Consider the following 19,262-nt stretch of genomic DNA (forward strand, 5'->3'; position numbering starts at 1 on the left):
ACTATATTGAAAATATCTTTGGTTATAATTTAATTTGATAATAAATTTAAATTTTATGATAGGTTAAAAATATGAAAAAAAACACACATAAGAAACTTTTGCCTTTAATTTCTATTTTTGTTTTAATCCCTTTGAGTTCACTTGTTGTAATGTGTTCAAAAACTAAAACAAAAATAGTAAAAGAACAAAAGCAAATTACTGCTTCATCGTTAAGATCTACTGATATTGATTTAACATCAATTAACCTTGAAATCTATTTTGCTAAATTTGATGTTAATGATATTTTAGTTAAAAAATTCAGCATTGAATTAGAAGATGATAAGGGAAATAAGATAAATGTTGATATAAATCCCGAATATAACAAAAATTTACAAATGCTAAGTTTTAAATTAGAAAACTTAAAACCAAACACTACATATAAAATTACAAAGTTTAATATCACAGGACATGAGGTTGATCTAACTCAAATAAAAGATTCATTATTCACTACTAAAGCTGAGAATCTTTTACCTGATATCCCTAATTTACCTAATAGTGTTGGTATTGAAATTAAAGATATTAAAACTAATTCACTTAGCAATGATGCAACAAAAGTGAATGTTAATGTCAATTTAGAAATTAACCAATCAACATTAGAAAATCAATATGCCCGATTAGTTTATAAAAGCAATGATAATTCTTGAAAGCTATCAAATACTTTAAAAATTGCTGAAATTAAAAATAGTAATTTTGTTTTAGATGGTTTAATATCAAACCGTAAATATCTTTTTAAAGAATTAATTATTGGAAGCCAAAGTGATTTAAATTTAACTAATGCGCAAACTAAAATAACTACTAATAATGAGCTAAGTTTCACTACAGCTCCAAAACCTGTTGAAATAAAAAGTGTTTTAATTGATACAAAATTTGATAATCATCCAAGTAGTTTAATTAATTTGAAGTTTAATGATAGTGAGAATAATTTAAAAGAAAATGATATTTTAAAAATTAAATATAAAAAAGTAGGACCAAATGAAGTCATCTTTGAAAAAACAGTTCGATTAGCTAATAATTTTGAACTATTATTTGAAATTGAAAATACAAAAAAGAATGAAAAATATGAAATCTTAAGTTTAGAATCAAACACTAAACATGGATATAATGTTGCACCAAGTATATTTAATTTTATTTCTAATGATTTACGCACTTTTGAAATCAAAGGTTAATTTGAATAAAAATCTAGTTACTCATTAAAAAAACGGCACGGCGCCGTTTTTTTTTTTTTTTTTTGATTGGTTAATTGCTTATCTTGTAATATAAGTAATTACATTAATCGGTTGTATCATTCAACAACGTAAGCTTCATTTACATCTGCTGGTAATTCATTACGTTCTGGTAAACGTGCTAATTTTGCAACTTTTTTTTCTTTATCGATTAATTCAATAAAATCAGCTGGTTTGTTTAAAGTATTTTTAATTAAAGGTATTTCTAATGATTTAGCCTTAAGAGCAATTGTACTACCTACTTCAACTAGTGCTGAAGGGATGTTAACCTTTTTATTGTTAACCAAAACGTGTGAGTGATTTACTAATTGACGTGCAGCACGACGTGTTGGAGCAAATCCAGCACGATAAACTAATGAATCTAAACGTGATTCAAGAACTTGTAATAAATTTAAAGTAAGTACGCCTGGACGGCCTAGTGCAACTCTATATAAACGTCTAAATTGACGATCATTCAATCCATATAAAAACATTAACTTTTGTTTTTCAACTAATTGTTGGCCATAATTTGATAATTTAACTTTTTTATTACCGTGTTGTCCTGGACCGTATGTTCTTTTTTTACCAGAATTAAATTCTTTATTATTTTCTAATAAAGAAAATCCTAAACGGCGTGATTTTTTATAAATACTACCTGTATAACGACTCATGATTATATTCTCCTCAAATTTATTTTAAGCATATAATCACAAAAATTTAGATTCTATAATTTTTTATTTAATTTTGATAGTTTCAGAGAAGTCAGCAACTTTCTTACTAATAAACATATTTTTTTAATATGAATTAAATAGGCAAATGATATATCTAATAAGCTGATTAATATGCTATTAACTATTATAATATATTTTGTGATTTAAAAAATACAAAATTATTTGATTATAATTTAATATACACCATCTATAAAGGAATTTGTTAATGTCTTTAATTTATCTTCTAATAGGTTTTATTTTATTATTTTTACTTATTTACTCTACTTTTGCATTATTGGACATTTGAACACTTAGAAAATATAACACATTCCGTCAAAATTTTTTTAATTTTGATCAATTAGTCAATACAAAATTTAATGATATTTATACTCATACAGATAATATCTATGCACGTACAAGTAAACAAAAAATAACAATTATTAATAAATACCTAATTGCAATTAATAATGAATTAGATTTTCATAAAAAAAGTCTAATTAAATTACAAGATTATCTTGAAAATCATAAATTATTCTCTTATTTATCACTTATTAAGTTTATTAAAGCAAATGAAATTAAAATTAAAAATAATGTAGATGAATTTGTAGATTTAATTCAATCTTTTTGAAATGATTTTATTATTATTGATCAACAAGAAAGAAAAATTGAAGATACCCATAAGAAATTAGATTTAATGTATAAAGATCTTATAAGTAAATATAGTATTCCAAATTTAAATTATCAAAAAGCAATTAATTGAACTACTGATTCATTTAATAATTTAATTGAAACTAAAATTAGTATGAATTATTCAAAGTATAATTATTTTTTAGTTCAATTAATTCATCGTATTAAAAATAAAGTTCATTTATTAAAAAATATCATTGTAGTTTTAAATTCAATCAAAATTATTGAAGAAGCTAATAAAAATAGCTTACAAAAAGTGCAAGAAATCACCTTTTTGACTGATGACAAAATTAAAGAATTAAGACAATTTAACCATGATTTTAATGATTTTATTAATAACCAATTAGCTGATTTTATTTATAATTCAAAATTTGTTAATTTAAATAACCTTTATTTAAATAGTTATTATCAACAAGCCTTAAATTGACTTAATATTAGTTCGCAAAACAATATTGGTGGGGCTGTTTTTGATAAATATAAAAAACGTTTTTATGATGATTTTAGCTTCATTAATAGCACTATTATTAAAGTAAATAATATTTTAGAAAAAATAAAGAGCACTTCAAAAAACTATCAATTAAACCAATTAAACCAATTAATTTTAGACTTAGATCAAGCTAATCAAAAAATTATTAATTCTAAAATTGATAAAAATGATATCAAACAAAATATTGATTTCATTATTTCAACACAATTATTCTATGATAATTTAAAAAATTTATTGTTTTATTTAAATGATTTAAATGTTAAGTTAGCAAATTGGAATCACCACTGAAATACACTAGTTAAAAAAACTATCACTATTTATAATAAAAAAATCGAACTTGAATCTTATATTAAAAACAAAGATATATTTTTTAATTTATCTAATGAAATTTTTTTAGATGATTTCGAATATATTGAAAATATATTTCAAAAAATAAATGCTTCAAATAGTTTTGATCCCCAAATTTTAACCAATCATGAGTTAATTATTCACCAATTAAATTTAATTAATGAACGTTTTGATTATCTTATTGAATATATTAACCAAACCCAATTATGGATGCCAAAAATCTATGATTTGCTTTATAATAAAATAAATTATTATGGTATCAACTATGAATGAATAAAAAAAGAATTTCAAAATTTAAATTGAAACAATGTGCCTCAAGCATCTAAATTATTAAATGAATTTATTGATAATATTATTATTGCTGATCACGCTTTAAAACGTTTAAAATTTAATTAATAACAAAAAATACTAGCTTTAAGCTAGTATTTTTAATTTTATTTAAATGGTGGTTTCGGACAGAATCGAACTGTCGACACACGGATCTTCAGTCCGTTGCTCTACCGACTGAGCTACGAAACCATGGCGGTCCTGACGGGAGTCAAACCCGCGATCTCCTCTGTGACAGAGAGGCATGTTAATCACTACACCACAGAACCATTGGTTGCGGGAGAGGGATTTGAACCCCCGACCTCCAGATTATGAGCCTGACGAGCTACCAAGCTGCTCTATCCCGCGATAATAACTTTATAATGTTGTGTGTAAACATTGATAAAGTATTTTATATTTATATAATGGCGGAGAAAGAGGGATTCGAACCCCCGCGCGACTTGCATCGCCTCTCAGTTTTCAAGACTGATCCCTTCAGCCGGACTTGGGTATTTCTCCACAGTATATACTAAACTACAACCTTTTTATTATAACATAGTTTAGTACATTAATTTTATATATTTTATTGGTGCTTCTAACAGGACTTGAACCTGTAACCAACCGATTATGAGTCGGGGGCTCTAACCAAATTGAGCTATAGAAGCAATGGTGGCTGGACAGAGATTTGAACTCTGAACCTCCCGGGTATGAACCGAGCGCTCTAACCAGTTGAGCTATCCAGCCAAAATGGTCGGGAAGACAGGATTCGAACCTGCGACCCCTTGGTCCCAAACCAAGTGCACTACCAAGCTGTGCTACTTCCCGAACGATTAAGATAATATTTCATAATACTATCTTTTTAAAAAATTTAATGGCGCACCCTAAAGGAGTCGAACCCTTAACCTTCTGGTCCGTAGCCAGACGCTCTGTCCAATTGAGCTAAGGATGCATATGGAGGTGCCAGTCAGATTCGAACTGACGAATAAGGAGGTTGCAGCTCCTGACCTTACCACTTGGCTATGGCACCAAGAATAAAATTAATTCTTTGGAACTAAACCTAATAAATTTTAAATTAATTTTGTGTTTTGAAATATTTAAAAACACATATAAGATAATAACAAAATTAAACTTAAAAGTCAATCTTTTTTTATTTTTCATAAATTACAATAGGTGTAATATTAGTTGGAAAATTTGTTTCATCATCAATTTCAACTAAACTAGCACAAAAAACATATTTTTCATCACTTGGTTCTAATATAAAACGTTTATTTGGATCACGAAATCGTTGAATAATACTACTTGGATTTGCCCCAATCACGCTATTAGCAGCACCACACATTCCTAAATCAGTTTGAAAAGCCGTATGATCGACAATTCTAGCATCATTTGTTGGAATATGTGTATGAGTACCATAAACTAAAGACAATTTACTTTTAAAATCTAAAAAAAGTGCATTTTTTTCACTTGTTGTTTCAGCATGAAAATCAACAATATGAATCGGTGCTTCATTAAAAGCAATAATTTTATCTAAAGATTCAAAAGGATTTGTTTGTAAACCTTTCATATCAATAGAATTACCTAATAAATTAGTTACACGAATCATTTTTTTATTACAATAAAAAACTCGTGAACCAGAACCTACTAAGTGATACTGATGCGTATTAATAATATTATATGGACGAATAATATTTGTTTTGGTTGTTAGGATTTCAAAAATATCAGGATGATCTCAAGTATGATTGCCCATAGTAATACAATCAATTCCATAACCTAATAATTCTTCATAATGTTTTCAACACAAACCGCGACCATGTGTTGTATTCTCAGCATTAGCAATTACAAAATCAATTTGATACTCTTGTTTTAGCTTGGGCAATTCATTGGCCACTGCTTTTCTTCCTTGTTTTGAAAAAATATCTCCAATAGCTAAAATTTTCATTTTTTAACCTATTCTTCTTACGATTGTTTTATGATTAAAATTAATTTGTTTTGGTTGACGATATTTACTGAAAGCAATTGTTAAGATATCACCATCAATTCCAATAATAACACCATCACCAAAACTTGTGTGAACAATTCTTTCACCAATTTCAAAATCGTTTTTCATTGTTTGATAAAAATTATCTTCAACTTCTTTTTGTTTTTGTTTTGAATCGAACCATGAACGTTCTTCTTGTTGTTTTAAGAATGATTTTAATGGCATATCCTCTGGTTTATTATTTTTAAAACTACTATTTATAATCTTTAAATTATTAAAACCAATTTCATTAATAAAACGACTTTCAAATACTTGTCTTCTTGCTAATGGATCATAACAACAAGCAGATGAAATATAAAGATTTTTTTTTGCTCGTGTTAAGGCTACATAAGCAATTCTTCGTTCTTCTTCAACTCCTTTAATTGGATCATCATTAATTGCTCGATCAGAAGGAAGAAGTCCTTCGTTCATACCAGCAACGAAAACGTTTTCATATTCTAGACCTTTAGAATTATGAACTGTCATTAATAAAACATTTTCTTTACTATCTTTACCATCCTTATTCAAATATAAAGCAATCGAATTTAAATAATCATTAATCGTGTCATCTGGATGACGATCAACATACATTTTCATAGCGCGTTTTAATTCATAAACATTATCGATTTTATCTTCTGCTTTTTCGTTTTCTAATAAATAAGCTTCATAGTTAACTTTTTTGTAAATTAATTCTAAAATCTCATGAATTTTTAAATCTTCCATTTCATCACGGATTTCTTTAATTAAATTAACAAAATTTAAAATATTCTTTTTTTGTGTGTTATTTATTAAATGGTTTTTTTCAACTTCAGCTAATGCTTCAAATAAAAATAAATTATTATTTATTGCATAATGTTTAACATGTTCAAAAGTAGTTGGACCAATCGCACGACGTGGTGTATTAATAATCCTTAAAAAAGATAGTTCATCTAAATCATTAACTACTTTTAAATAAGCAATCATGTCCTTAATTTCAGCACGTTCATAAAACTTTTTACTGCCAAGAATTGTATAAGGAATGCTCTCGCGCATCATTGATTGTTCAATCGTACGAGAATAGTGATTGCTTCGGAACAAAACAGCGATTTGGTTAGCTGGCGTTCCTTCTTCTAACAATTCTCTAATTTTTCTAGCAATTCAATTAGCTTCATCAATTGGGTTTTGCCCTCGTAAATAAATTGGTAAATTATTGTCATTAGTATTAAAAGCAGTTAAATTTTTTTTATAATTGTTGTTATTAGCATCGATTAATCTATTAGCTGTATTTAAAATTGGCTGAGTTGAACGATAATTTGTTTTTAAAATTGTTACTTTTGTATTCTTAAAATTTTGACTAAAATTATTAATAATTCATTGTTCAGCACCTCTAAATGAATAAATCATTTGATCAGGGTCGCCAACCACAAATAAATTTTGATGTTTAGTTGCTAATAAACTAATTAAATCATATTGAATTTTATTAGTATCTTGAAATTCATCAACAAGAATATAATCAAATTTATTTTGTCATTTTTCTAAAACTTCTGGAAACTCAATAAATAACTTATGAGTTAAATTGATCAAATCATCAAAATCAACATAATTTAATTTAAAACATCGATCACAATAAATCTTATAAATATCAACTAATCTTTGTGCATCATTTAAATCAACCAATTCTAAATACTTGTGATTTTTTTCATTTAGCATATCGTTTTGATCAAAAAATTTATTTTTAACTTTACTAATCGTTTTAATTATTTTCTTAATAACTTGCGATTTTTTTTCAATGTTTAATTGATCAAAAATTTCTTTAAGCAAAACTTCTTGATCGTCTGTATCAATAATTTTAATATTGTTATGATAATTTAAATAATGAATATCTTGTTGTAAAATTTTTACACACATTGAATGAAAAGTACTTAAATAAGGAATAGAAACGCCAATTGTTTTTCCAACACGTTCTTTCATTTCATCAGCAGCCTTATTAGTAAAAGTAAAACCTAAAATCCGTGATGGATGAATATTTTTTTCAGTAATTAAATAAGCAATACGTAAAGTTAAAACAGATGTTTTTCCTGTCCCTGCCCCTGCAATTACTAATTGCGGTCCTAAGTCTGCTGTAACTGCTTCTTTTTGTTCTTGATTTAAGCGTGAATAATCAATTCCTAATCCCATAAAAGCTTCTCCTTATTTTTCATTTTATATTTTATCTAGTTCTTGAATTAAATTATCGATTTTTTGAATCTCAACTTCACGTTTTGTTTTATGTTTAGGCGCTTGTTTTGGTTTCTCATAATGCATCCATAATAAAACAACTTTTGCTACTTGATCATGTAAAGCACGTTTTTTTGAATTCATAAACATGTGAATTACAATAATACAACTAACTAAACCCATAATTGAATATAGACTTTTAACTAAAATACTTAAAATAGCCATAGTTGTAGTATTGGTGAAATTATCATTAATTTTTAAAGATAAAATTGACTGCACATAAGCTTTTAAATCTTTAATTTGATGATAATACTCTTTTAGCTCAGTCTCATTCATAGCTTGAATTGATTTAAAACTTGCATCAGCAAAAACAAAACAAAATCCCATCGCTAATAAATTAATTATGGTAAAAATTAATCAAGTTAATAAACTATGTTTAATTAAAGCAATAAATAAAATTTTTTTATCGTTTTGTTTTACTAAACTAATCATTCTAATCGAAAATGCTCATCGAAATAAAGTATAAGATTTACAAAATAAAGGAATAATAATGTAGTATGTAGAATAAACAAAAAAAGCAATTATTCCCATTAAGAATAAACGTCAAGGTTCAGGAGCAAGCTCATCATTATTAACAAAAATATCACTAATTTTAAAATTACTATTAATAAAAACTAATAAAGATAATAAAAAAGCAATAATGGAAATAAAAATATAATCTAAAACACTAGCGCTAGCACGCCTTAGTGCACCAACAACGGGATATTCGATCGTATTTTCTTGTTTTAATGTTGACTTATCACTCATTTAATTTAATCCCTGTTTTGATTTTAAATAATATTTTAAAATATTAATTTTAAACTTGCGAACATATAAATTATTCTCAAAATTAGCAAAATAAATCTCTAAATACTTTTTAGCATTTGATAAGGCATGACTAATAATCATTGTTCGTTCTTTAATTTGTTTTTTAGAATTAATATTAATTGTGTATAATTCATAAATTTTTTTCAAAAAAGAATGAAAACAAATTCCCGTAATTCAATAACACAATTCGTCCTTATAAAGATCTAATAAATCATCATTACTAAATCTTATGTATAATTCATTAATTTGTTGTAGTAAATCATAAACATTATAACCAACCTCACCACTATTATTGCTAATGAAGTTAATATTTACATTTCTTCATGAATTAAATTTGGTAAAAAGATCATAAATAAATAAAGCAGGGTATCATTTATCATTATAAAAAGCTAGTTTGTTTTTTCTAATAAAATCTAAAGCAATAATTTTATTAGAAACTGATTCTCATAATCCAACTAATATCTCTTTATTCAAACTATCAAAAACCAATGATGGATTTTGGTTAACATTATCATTTAAATTAAAACTAATAACATCGTAATCTTTCTCTAAAACCGAAAACAACAATGAACTAGCATCTAAATTTAATTCAACATGACCTCCTAAATATCAAATGTATTTACCGTGAGCATATTTCGTTGCTAAATTATATGCATAAGCATTGCCTTGTGTTTCATTTAAATAAAAATATTTAATCTTAGCATTAGTATTTTCAATTAATGGTTTTAATGTTTTAAATAAATTATAATCACTAGCATCATCAATAATAATTAATTCAATATTTTTTTGATTTTGATTTAATAAATCTAAAAAATAATTAAAATTTTTTTTTAGATAATGAGTTGTCTTTGATAAATAAAAAGCAATTGTTAATAACATGATTTGACCTCATATCTTATTATTATACTATTATATAAAAATAAAACTAGAAGCAAAATAAAATGCTCTAGTTTTATTTTAATTAATGGCGCACCCAAAGAGACTCGAACTCCTAACCCTATGCTTCGAAGGCATATATTCTAACCAATTGAACTATGGGTGCATTATTTTATATATTTTATATTATTTTAATAACAAAAAAAAAAAAATCTGCAACCATGCAGATTTTAGTGTATCAATGGCGCACCTGAAGGGATTCGAACCCCAGACCGTACGCTTAGAAGGCGTATGCTCTATCCAACTGAGCTACAGGTGCAAATACAATTTATTATAACTTAAATCTTATTAAATTAATTAATTTAATTTTCATTTTTAATATTTTAATACTAATTATTTAGTGGAGGTATTAATTTATGAACACAGAAAAAATAATACAAATTTTTTTATATAAAACAAAATTATTCCGTATTCAATATTTATTTTTAGATGTTTGAGATGAAAAACAATACTTAAAAACTGAGGTAATTAAAGATTTGCAATTTATTAATAAATGAAACATTAATAAAATTAAAAACTTACATTCTAATGAAAAAGAAGGTGATAAAAATGATCAATAATTCACCAAACATTAATTATTATTTACAAGATAAAAAATATATTCCAAAATATGCTTACTATGTTAATAAAAAACAAAAACCTATCGAGCTATTTGCACGATATAAAGGACGTCCTGCTCTTTTTATTCGTGAAAATACCATGATTAATACTTCATTAAATTCAAATGTATTAAATTTAGACTTTGAATTTGAAGTTGCAGGAGATTTTAAATTACCTATTAATTACTTTTTTATGGATATAAAAAGTGATATAGGTGAATTTCGTAATTTAGAAGTTTATGAAACTAAACACTCTTTGTATGAAATCGGAGGAGTGATTTATGACTTATACACTTATAAAACCAATTTAAAAATTAATCTTAATCAAGCTGGTTTTGTTAATAAGAACACTTTAAGTAAAAAAATTAATTTTGCTTTTTTTCTTCGTATTAATGATGATAAACGAATTCATGAACAAATTAATTATACATGTGAAAAAAGTTTGTTTTTTGAGGCAGTACAAAAAGAATTTCAAGATCTTAATTTTGATTATTTTTACAAAAATACATTTTTATTAAATAAACACGAAAAAGTTAATCCTACTAATTTTTGAGAAACAATTCCATTATTTTGAATTCAAGATAAAGAACTTGATAATGAAATAAAAATCAAAAATAATAAGCGTTATATATTTAATACAAAATTTAGTTTAAATGATGATAATTCATGAAATAATCGTCCTACGAAAGAAACGTTTGAATTGATTAAATACTCCTTAGAATACGTAAATTTAGCTAAAGAAAATAAAAAAATTGAATGAATTGAAGATTATCAAAATATTAATATTACATATGATTATTACCAAAGACCTATTGATTTTTTATTAAAAATGAAAACAAAATTCTTGTATGATTTTAAAAACGATCAATTATCTATTAATAATAATTATGGTTTTAATGGTATTTGATTACCAAATAAACAAATAGCAAAATTAAAAATTACAGTTATTAATAATTATCTAACACCACAAAAATTTGTAATTAATCAATTAATTAACATCGAAAATGATTTTAATTCTATCAATAAACAAAAAATTAGTGTACAGAAAGCAATAATTGAAAATTATGAAAATTTTAAATCACTTGAAAATTAATTGGCGTAGTCATAAAATAAAGGTGATTGTTGGTGGAATTATTAGTTTATTAATTGTAATTACTGCTATTATTTTAGGTGTTATTCTATCAACTCAAAATACAAATAAAATTAGTAAAAAAGAACCCTTAACTCAAATTGAAGATAATATTAATAATAAAAAACAAGATGCACATAAGGTTAATGAAAATATAACAATTATTGATAAAAAAGGTGGTATAATCCATAAAAAGACAGACATTACAAAAATTAACCAAATAAATCAACAAAAAGAAATTTTAAAGGATTATTTAAAAAATAAAGAAGAAAAAAATAAGGATCAAATAAATAATACTAACGAAAATCTAAATAAACCAATAATTAATGTTAAAAATGTAGATGATAAAAACAAACAAGAAAATTCAACTAAATTAAAAAATAATGATTTTATTTCTAATAATGATAAAAACAATAAAATCAACGAAAATAATAATATAAGTTATGAAGAAAAACCTTTTAAACTAAAACGCTTCAATATTATTAATGTAATTGCGAAAAATAAAGATTTATACCAATTATTAGATTTCAAAACTTATTTTTCTAATGAAAACATTAATAATGATATTAAATTTAATGAAAAGTTGTTTATTAAAAATATCTATGAAATAGTCAAATCTGCTATAAGTAGTTTTCAAGAATTTTGTAATATCATGCAGTATATTAAAATTGATATCAAATATAAATTTAATAAAGATGCAAAAAACATAATTGTTATTGCTAATTGATTATTCGATAATTATAATATTAAAAATGAAACAAGATATTATGAAGAGTTTGTTTTAAGTATTAATTAAAAGAAAGATTAATTATATGTCTATTAATATTAAAGATTTAATCATGAAAATCGCTAAGGAAAATAAAATTGCTTTAAATATGGATAATTTAAATATCGAATTAAAATCATTAGGAATTGATTCGCTAAGTGCTATGAATTTAATAATGAAAATTGAGGATCAAATTGGCGTTCAATTGCCTGATGAAAAATTATTAAAAATCAAAAATTTACGTGATTTAATTAACGCGTTTGAAGATGTATTAAAATAATTTAAGTATTAATAAAAAATTTAGTATAATATTTAAATGTATGAATTTATTAATACATTTATTAGGGGTATAGTTCAATGGTAGAACTGCGGACTTCAAATCCGCGTGTTGTGGGTTCGAGTCCTGCTACCCCTGCCATATAATAACAACAGGACTGACACTTTTTGTATCAGTCCTTTTTTGTTTTTGAAAAAAATTTTATTTATTAATTTGATAAAATTATATTTTCAAACTATCCAATAAATGTTTCTAATACAATCGAACATAAGCAATCAATAAAATTCACATAAGTTGTTTTTGTAAGACGAGTAGTTAAACAATTAATAGAAGTATTAAAGTTCACAAAATAACATAAAAAAAGTATTTTTTTACTTGAATATAATCTTAATTTATAGACCATAGCTAATTATTATATTTATAGTTTTAATAGGTGATAGTTTTCTTGATTTAATAGTTGCTAATTGCATAGAAAATTTAATTAACCAACCAACTTTACCATTTAGAGAAAAGTCAGTGACATATAAAATAAGTATCAAATTGAAGTTAGCCTAAAAAATCAATCATTTGGAATTGAAACTGAATTTAATTCAACACCTTCACCAGTTATCTCTTATGGCACAATCATATTATATGCTGTATCGTTATATTTTTACTACATTAAACAACTAAATAAAACAAAACTTCAATTAACATATCAAGATATTTGAACCTCCAGCGAGATTTTTTTTAACTTTTTGTTGATCATATAGGTAATCTTTAAAAATATCTCTTAATTAAGATAAAAATGTTTTTGTCAAAATGTGACCAATAACGATACTAACATCTTTTAATTTAATTGTTTATTGTTTCATATTATCCTCAATATATCTAGAGTAAATATTTTACCTTTATTCTGAATATTAAAAAAGAGTCAAATATTTGTATTTTTATCCAATTAAATCTTTTTTAGCATCTTCTGATCAAACAAAAACTTCTAAACTTTATTATACAAAAAAAACAACATAACCTCTTCTTCTACAAAATTATACGTAGACACTCGTAAATTATGATACAAATAAAAAAGAAGCGAATTAAATTCACTTCTTTTTCTTTATCTAAATTTAAACTAATTAAATTTTTGATTTTGAGCAATACGATAAAATGTTCTTAACATTACACCAGTTCCTTTATGACCAACATCTGCAGTAATAGCAATGTCAAAATGAGCATATGGAACGCCTTCAGTAAATTCTTTTAAGAAACATGCTGCACGTGAAGAACCACCACGAGGATCAGATACTGAGTTAGCAATATCAGCAACATTTGAATTTAACATTTTTAAGAAATCATTGTGGAATGGTAATCTTCAAACTAATTCACCAGCATAATCAGCTGCTACAACTACTTCATTTCAGATGTCGTTATTTGTTGCTCATACACCAGAATATGTATCACCTAAAGCATAAATCATAGCACCTGTTAAAGTTGCAACATCAAATAATTTAGAAGCTTTTAAATCACGAACAGCATATGTTAGTGCATCTGCTAAAATTAAACGTCCTTCTGCATCAGTGTTATCTAATTCAATTGTTTTACCATTATATGATTTCACTATATCATCTGGTTTTTGACCTTCTGGAGCTAATAAATTTAATACTAATGGACATACAGCCACAACATTAACTTTTTCTTTATTTAAAGCTAAAGCTCTCACTGTCATACTTACAATAGCAGAACCAGACATATCAAATTTCATTCAACGCATATGTGATCCCGTTTTTACATTATATCCACCTGAATCAAAACATACACCCTTACCAACAAAAGCATATTTTTCATTTGTTTCTGGATTATTATTATATTCAACAACAACTAAACGAGGCTGTGCTTTATCACTTACTGCAGCTTTACCAACACCAACATGAGCGTTCATTCCTTTAGCTTCTAAATCTTTACGATATAAAACACTTACTTTAACTTCTGGCAAGTCTTTAAATAATTCTTTAATTCGTTCTTCAAAATCACCTGGTGTCATTAAATTAGCTGGCGTATCTTGTAATGTTCTTGTAATTGTTTGTGATTGAGCAATTACATGTAATTTATTAATTAAATCATGATATTTTTGATCAACTACTAAATTATGTATATTTTTTGTTTCAATTTTAGATTTTAGTGAAAATGGCGTTACTTCAACATATTCTAATGCACTAATAACAACATTTAATAAAGATGCATGTCTTGATTCTGGGACAAGTGATAGAAATGAATTTAAATCAACACTAACAGATTTAGGTGATTTTTCTAAAAAACTAATCAATGATCTTGATAGTTCATTAGAATCAAAATCTGGTGTTAAAATTAAGTATTGTTGTTTTTGATATAAACCTCCAAAAACAACATGTTCAGTTGTATTTTCTTCAAAACCTTTTAGGTTGTGATTTTTTTCAACAGCTTTTAATTCATAAACAAATTCTTTTTTTTCATTTAATGTCATAAAATTCCGTTCCTTCTTTAATATTGATAGTTTTAATTTTAATATTCTTATATTATTATAATGCTTTTATCTAAATTATGTGCCTTGTTAGTTTTAATATAAACAAATATAATTATTTATTAAAAAAATTTTGGGTTCTTGATGTTAATCTTGTTTCATGACGATATTCATCAATATCATAATCAGCACTATTGATTTCATTAATAATATTAGCAAACTGTTCATTTGTAATTTTTGCTGTTTGCAATCGTAGTGGCAAATTATCAAAATTGCGAATTAATAACATATCCCCAAAACCAACCAAATTATTACATCAATTACGATCAGTTAATAAAATACTTTCATACGGATTATTTAATTTTAATACAATGGTATAATCAAATACATTTTTAAAAGAAACTGTGCTTTCGTTAGTTATATTTGATGAAATTATTAAAACGATTCCGTGTTTTTTAGCAATATTTGCTATATTGCGAATTAAGGTATCAAAACGTGTATTAAATTGACTACTTACTATCTCAACATATTCAGAAATAATGATTAATTTTTTAGGTAATTTTTGATTTTGATTTTTTAGATTATATTCATCTAAATTATCAACATTATTATCAGCAAATAATGTATTTTGCTTGTTAATATCATTCATAATTTCCCTTAATAAATTAATAACATTTTCAAAATCATCATGATCAACGCTTTTTTTTGTATGCTTTAATTTAGCAAATTCTTTTAATGATTTTGAACCATTATTAATAATAAATAATTCTAATTCATTAGGTGATTTAGTATATAAAGCACTAATAATAATGTTAGAAATTAACATTGATTTTCCAGAAAATTGTTGACTACCATGAATTAAAATACTTCCAGCTTGTGTATCTTCTAATCAAACTACTTTTCTTTCTTTTAATTTTCCAATTCCTAAACATAATTTATCATTGTATTCTAAATTAGTTAGAATATCTTTAATATTAATTTGAGGATTTAAATCTTTGACTTTGGCTTGAATGATTAAAAAGTCATTGTCATTATAAATATTGATTTCATAATCATCTGTATCATTAACTGCTTGTTTCATTAAATTTAAAAAATTTTTTAAAAAATTGTTTAATGATGAACGAGTAAACTGATAAACAATTTCAACATTTGAAAAATAAGGATTAATTGCATTAAAATGATATTCTAATTGGTTATTTTCTAAAAATTTATCGATAATTAATTTTAAATTTTCACCTTTTGATTTAAGTTCATGCAAATAATCTTGACTTTTGCCATCTATAATATCAATTCGTGGATAAAAATTGTACTTGTTATTCTTGATTGTTGATGGATTTTCTCGGAATTGGTTAATATCATTAACAATTGGTTCTAAAATAGTGGTTTTTAGTTTATCATTTTTTGTGATACATGAAGAATTAGTTTGCCGATCATTAAAATTTTTAATTTGTAAATTTTGTTCTTGGATAACTTCTTTTTGCTCCAATTGTTTATCAATATTGTGGTGATCTTCACCAAGTTTTTCTTCGAAAAAGTTTTGTTCACTTAATTGATAATCTTTTTTGTGATAGTTATTGATATTAGTGATTATTTTATTAACTAATCATTTTTTGAATTTTAATCCTAAATGACTTTTCGTGCCAAAAGTGATTAGAATAAAAGAAATAAGAACTAAAACCATAAACATAATTACAATAGTAAAAATTCAAGCATTAGCACGATATAAATCTAAATTAGCATATCCTATAATTCCACCATAAGCAAAAACACTAGTATAATAATAATGTTTTTCATCAATCGCTTTTAAAAATTCTTGCGATCAGCTATAAGCTCACCACTCACATAAATGTAATTTTTTTGAGTGTAAATTTACTAAACTAATATATTCGAAATTATCTTTATGTAAATTAAGTATTTCCTTATTAATCATTTGTTGATTTGTATTAATAATGAATTTATAAGTTAATGAATTTGTGATAATTCCATAACCAACTGCACCAATAATTAAAGCAAATAAAATTAGTGTAATAATATAAAAAACAATCATTCATTTACTAAATAAACGCCTTCTGACTTTTTTAATATAAAAAACAATTAAAAATAATAATAAAATTACATAAACATAGTATTTAACTCATCCAAAAAAAAATTCTAAAACATTGTCTAAAATCGCTCCTGTATATGGGGCTTTTAAAAAAGCAAGTATTAAAATTAAAAAGCTTAATATAAAAAAACAAATTCCAATAAGCTTTTTTTTATTAAAAAAATAATTTTTTTGAACTTTGAATTTTTTTGTCTTTAAATTGCTTTTTTCTTGTTCTTTTCCGTTTGATTCTGTTTTTTGTGCATCTAGTTGATTGTCATAACTATAAAAACTAATTGTTTCCTTATTTAATGTGTTTTTATTGTCACTAACCATACATTACCTCTAAAAATTATTTTGTTTTATAACAGTCAACTACTGTTGGCAAAACTAATGGACGCTTATTAAATTTCTTTTCAAATAATTTAGTTAATAAACGTTTTAAATTTGCTTTGGTATCTTTTAGTATTAAGCGTTTACGTTCATCATAAACTAAACATTCACCCATACGTTTTTTAAATGTTTCTTCAATTTCTTTAATTTGAGCGTCATTATTAACAACTCCACAATAATCAAATTCAACATAATTAAATAGTTTTTGGAATTGTTTATCAAAAATAACAATTAAATTAATAACACCATTCTCGCCCATTTGTGATCGTTCAAATAAAATATTAGCACCAACATCAAGTGCATCAAAAGATGAAATATATTTATCTTCTAACTCAATAATTTGGGGTTTAGGATTTAAAACTTTATCTTCTATAGTGAATAATTCGCCATTAGAAACACTAATAATCTGATCACTTTTAATTCAAGATGTTGTAACTGTAGAACTAAATTTAACCTCAGTTTTATATAATCCATTAATTGGAATTAAAAATTTTGGTTGTAAAAAATTAATTAGATGTTTTAAATCTTCATCAGATTGTGTCATTGGTAAAACTGTTTTAGGTAATGCTTTATAAGGAATGTCTAAACGACCTACTTCATCACTTAGTTCAGCTGCTAACATTTCAAAACCTGGTGTAATAACAACGCCTAATATTAGTTGATCATCAGAAGACAAATTAACATATTTATCTTCGTTATGTAGAATTTTATTTAATTTTGAAAAAAGAGTATCTTGATTTTCAATTACCACAATAATTGCATTTTTTGAATTATTAATTTCAGAAACCGGTAAAGAAATTAAATTTTTACTATTAAATAATTTCAATTTCAATACACCAATAAAAGTGTTAATGAAGTTATTACTATAAACAATAAAGGGGCGATTTTGTTGTTTTGCAATTGTTGCCAAAGTAAAAATACTATATGCATCATTGCTATAACAACCAACAATTAAACGATTTTTAGTATTTTGCAATGCAGCTTCATAAAAAGCCTTATTTTTATGATTGGGAGCAGTAAAATAAGGATTTCCTGCTTGACCCATTCCTACAATCAAAGCTAGAGTATTATTTTTAGTAATGTTATTTAAAAGATTAATTTGTGAATCAAAGGTTTTATTTTTATCATTTGAAATAATAAACTCATCAACATAAACAATTGCTCCATCGCTTGTTTTTAATACAAATCCATATGAATGAGGCATTGAGTTTGAAACTTTAAAAGATGTAACATAAATTGATCCAATTTTCTTATCTGAAATTGGATCTAGCTCAATAATATTAGGTTCAATTTTTTTATTGTTTACTTTTTGTTCAAAAATTTTTTTAATAACAATTGCTCCTATTGGGCTTGTGTAAATTGGGATTTTATAACCTACTTGTCCTAGTAATAATTTAATTCCCATAACATTATTAAATGTTGGTGTACCAATAAAAATTCCCTTAACGCGTTTTGCGTTTTTTTCTAAATAAGAATAATCACAAACAATCATATTTACGCCAAAAACATCACTTGTTGGAATTTTCGCACCAGCATTAAAAATAAAAATATCATCGTTCACTTCAAGAACAAAGCAAGATTTTCCTCTTTCATCTTGTCCTCCTAACGATAAAAAATTAATTTTAGCCATAAAGCTCCTTTATATATAAAAATGTAAAATAATATGTGTTTTAATCCTTAAATTATACTCTATTATATCTTATCGATATAAATATAAATTTTTTAAAAGAACATTATTTTCAACTAA

At 24.7% G+C, this 19,262-nt stretch carries 14 protein-coding genes and 12 tRNA genes; 7 read left to right on the forward strand and 19 right to left on the reverse strand.

The window, feature by feature from the left end:
* Positions 1–71: 71 nt before the first annotated feature.
* Positions 72–1,205, forward strand: a complete 1,134-nt coding sequence (locus UPA3_RS02570) for a DUF1410 domain-containing protein (RefSeq protein WP_010891804.1) — start codon at positions 72–74, stop codon at positions 1,203–1,205.
* A 98-nt stretch (positions 1,206–1,303) separates the two neighbouring features.
* Here UPA3_RS02570 and rpsD read toward each other — a convergent pair whose 3' ends face one another.
* Entirely contained in the window at positions 1,304–1,912 is a 609-nt protein-coding gene (rpsD, locus tag UPA3_RS02575; protein WP_006688490.1) for a 30S ribosomal protein S4, read from the reverse strand.
* Positions 1,913–2,177: 265 nt separating this feature from the next.
* Between rpsD and UPA3_RS02580 the strand changes: the two genes are divergently transcribed.
* Complete coding sequence (locus UPA3_RS02580; RefSeq protein ID WP_006689036.1) at positions 2,178–3,869, forward strand: hypothetical protein; 1,692 nt, start codon at positions 2,178–2,180, stop codon at positions 3,867–3,869.
* Between the two features lie 47 nt (positions 3,870–3,916).
* Here UPA3_RS02580 and UPA3_RS02585 read toward each other — a convergent pair.
* The 15 genes from UPA3_RS02585 to UPA3_RS02655 all read right to left on the reverse strand — a co-directional run bounded on the left by UPA3_RS02585 (position 3,917) and on the right by UPA3_RS02655 (position 10,054).
* A tRNA-Phe gene (locus tag UPA3_RS02585) sits at positions 3,917–3,992 on the reverse strand.
* A gap of 1 nt (position 3,993) precedes the next feature.
* A tRNA-Asp gene (locus UPA3_RS02590) sits at positions 3,994–4,069 on the reverse strand.
* 2 nt (positions 4,070–4,071) lie between these two features.
* Positions 4,072–4,148: transfer RNA gene (locus tag UPA3_RS02595), tRNA-Met, on the reverse strand.
* Positions 4,149–4,205: 57 nt separating this feature from the next.
* Positions 4,206–4,298 (reverse strand) — tRNA-Ser (locus UPA3_RS02600).
* Positions 4,299–4,366: 68 nt separating this feature from the next.
* Positions 4,367–4,444, reverse strand: a tRNA-Ile gene (locus tag UPA3_RS02605).
* Positions 4,445–4,446: 2 nt separating this feature from the next.
* A tRNA-Met gene (locus UPA3_RS02610) sits at positions 4,447–4,523 on the reverse strand.
* Between the two features lie 4 nt (positions 4,524–4,527).
* A tRNA-Pro gene (locus tag UPA3_RS02615) sits at positions 4,528–4,604 on the reverse strand.
* Between the two features lie 47 nt (positions 4,605–4,651).
* Positions 4,652–4,728 (reverse strand) — tRNA-Arg (locus tag UPA3_RS02620).
* A 3-nt stretch (positions 4,729–4,731) separates the two neighbouring features.
* Positions 4,732–4,806, reverse strand: a tRNA-Cys gene (locus tag UPA3_RS02625).
* 120 nt (positions 4,807–4,926) lie between these two features.
* Positions 4,927–5,718 carry a TIGR00282 family metallophosphoesterase gene (locus tag UPA3_RS02630; RefSeq protein ID WP_006688486.1) on the reverse strand — a complete coding sequence of 264 codons (792 nt, stop codon included), beginning with the start codon at positions 5,716–5,718 and terminating at the stop codon, positions 4,927–4,929.
* Between the two features lie 3 nt (positions 5,719–5,721).
* On the reverse strand, positions 5,722–7,953 hold the full coding sequence (locus UPA3_RS02635) for an ATP-dependent helicase (RefSeq protein WP_006688638.1): 2,232 nt from the start codon (positions 7,951–7,953) through the stop codon (positions 5,722–5,724).
* Between the two features lie 24 nt (positions 7,954–7,977).
* Positions 7,978–8,799 carry an RDD family protein gene (locus UPA3_RS02640; protein ID WP_006689090.1) on the reverse strand — a complete coding sequence of 274 codons (822 nt, stop codon included), beginning with the start codon at positions 8,797–8,799 and terminating at the stop codon, positions 7,978–7,980.
* The gene (locus UPA3_RS02645; RefSeq protein WP_006688448.1) at positions 8,800–9,738 is read right to left on the reverse strand and encodes a glycosyltransferase family A protein; all 939 of its coding nucleotides are present in this window, start codon (positions 9,736–9,738) and stop codon (positions 8,800–8,802) included.
* 86 nt (positions 9,739–9,824) lie between these two features.
* Positions 9,825–9,901: transfer RNA gene (locus UPA3_RS02650), tRNA-Arg, on the reverse strand.
* A 76-nt stretch (positions 9,902–9,977) separates the two neighbouring features.
* Positions 9,978–10,054: transfer RNA gene (locus tag UPA3_RS02655), tRNA-Arg, on the reverse strand.
* Positions 10,055–10,151: 97 nt separating this feature from the next.
* Between UPA3_RS02655 and UPA3_RS02660 the strand changes: the two genes are divergently transcribed.
* From UPA3_RS02660 to UPA3_RS02680, 5 genes are all read left to right on the forward strand, one after another.
* Positions 10,152–10,355: a hypothetical protein gene (locus UPA3_RS02660; RefSeq protein WP_006688530.1), complete on the forward strand. Its 204-nt coding sequence runs from the start codon at positions 10,152–10,154 to the stop codon at positions 10,353–10,355.
* Positions 10,345–11,487, forward strand: a complete 1,143-nt coding sequence (locus UPA3_RS02665) for a hypothetical protein (protein ID WP_006688980.1) — start codon at positions 10,345–10,347, stop codon at positions 11,485–11,487. Before UPA3_RS02660 ends, UPA3_RS02665 begins: the two co-directional genes overlap by 11 nt.
* Positions 11,488–11,509: 22 nt before the next feature.
* A complete protein-coding gene (locus UPA3_RS02670) occupies positions 11,510–12,319 on the forward strand; it encodes a DUF5452 domain-containing protein (protein ID WP_006688695.1) in 810 nt (269 codons plus the stop codon).
* A gap of 16 nt (positions 12,320–12,335) precedes the next feature.
* A complete protein-coding gene (locus tag UPA3_RS02675) occupies positions 12,336–12,569 on the forward strand; it encodes an acyl carrier protein (protein ID WP_006688580.1) in 234 nt (77 codons plus the stop codon).
* Positions 12,570–12,632: 63 nt separating this feature from the next.
* Positions 12,633–12,707 (forward strand) — tRNA-Trp (locus UPA3_RS02680).
* A gap of 967 nt (positions 12,708–13,674) precedes the next feature.
* On the opposite strand, the gene UPA3_RS02685 is transcribed toward UPA3_RS02680, so the two are convergent.
* The 3 genes from UPA3_RS02685 to UPA3_RS02695 form a co-directional block, all read right to left on the reverse strand.
* Complete coding sequence (locus UPA3_RS02685) at positions 13,675–15,042, reverse strand: leucyl aminopeptidase (protein WP_006688463.1); 1,368 nt, start codon at positions 15,040–15,042, stop codon at positions 13,675–13,677.
* Positions 15,043–15,154: 112 nt separating this feature from the next.
* Positions 15,155–17,458, reverse strand: a complete 2,304-nt coding sequence (locus UPA3_RS02690) for an FtsK/SpoIIIE domain-containing protein (RefSeq protein WP_006688781.1) — start codon at positions 17,456–17,458, stop codon at positions 15,155–15,157.
* Between the two features lie 16 nt (positions 17,459–17,474).
* Positions 17,475–19,145, reverse strand: coding sequence for a ribonuclease J (locus tag UPA3_RS02695; RefSeq protein ID WP_006688789.1), 1,671 nt, complete (start codon positions 19,143–19,145; stop codon positions 17,475–17,477).
* Between the last annotated feature and the right edge of the window lie 117 nt (positions 19,146–19,262).

Origin of the sequence: Ureaplasma parvum serovar 3 str. ATCC 27815 (assembly GCF_000019345.1) — a bacterium.
In the GTDB taxonomy this organism is placed as follows: Bacteria; Bacillota_I; Bacilli_A; order Mycoplasmatales; family Mycoplasmoidaceae; genus Ureaplasma; species Ureaplasma parvum.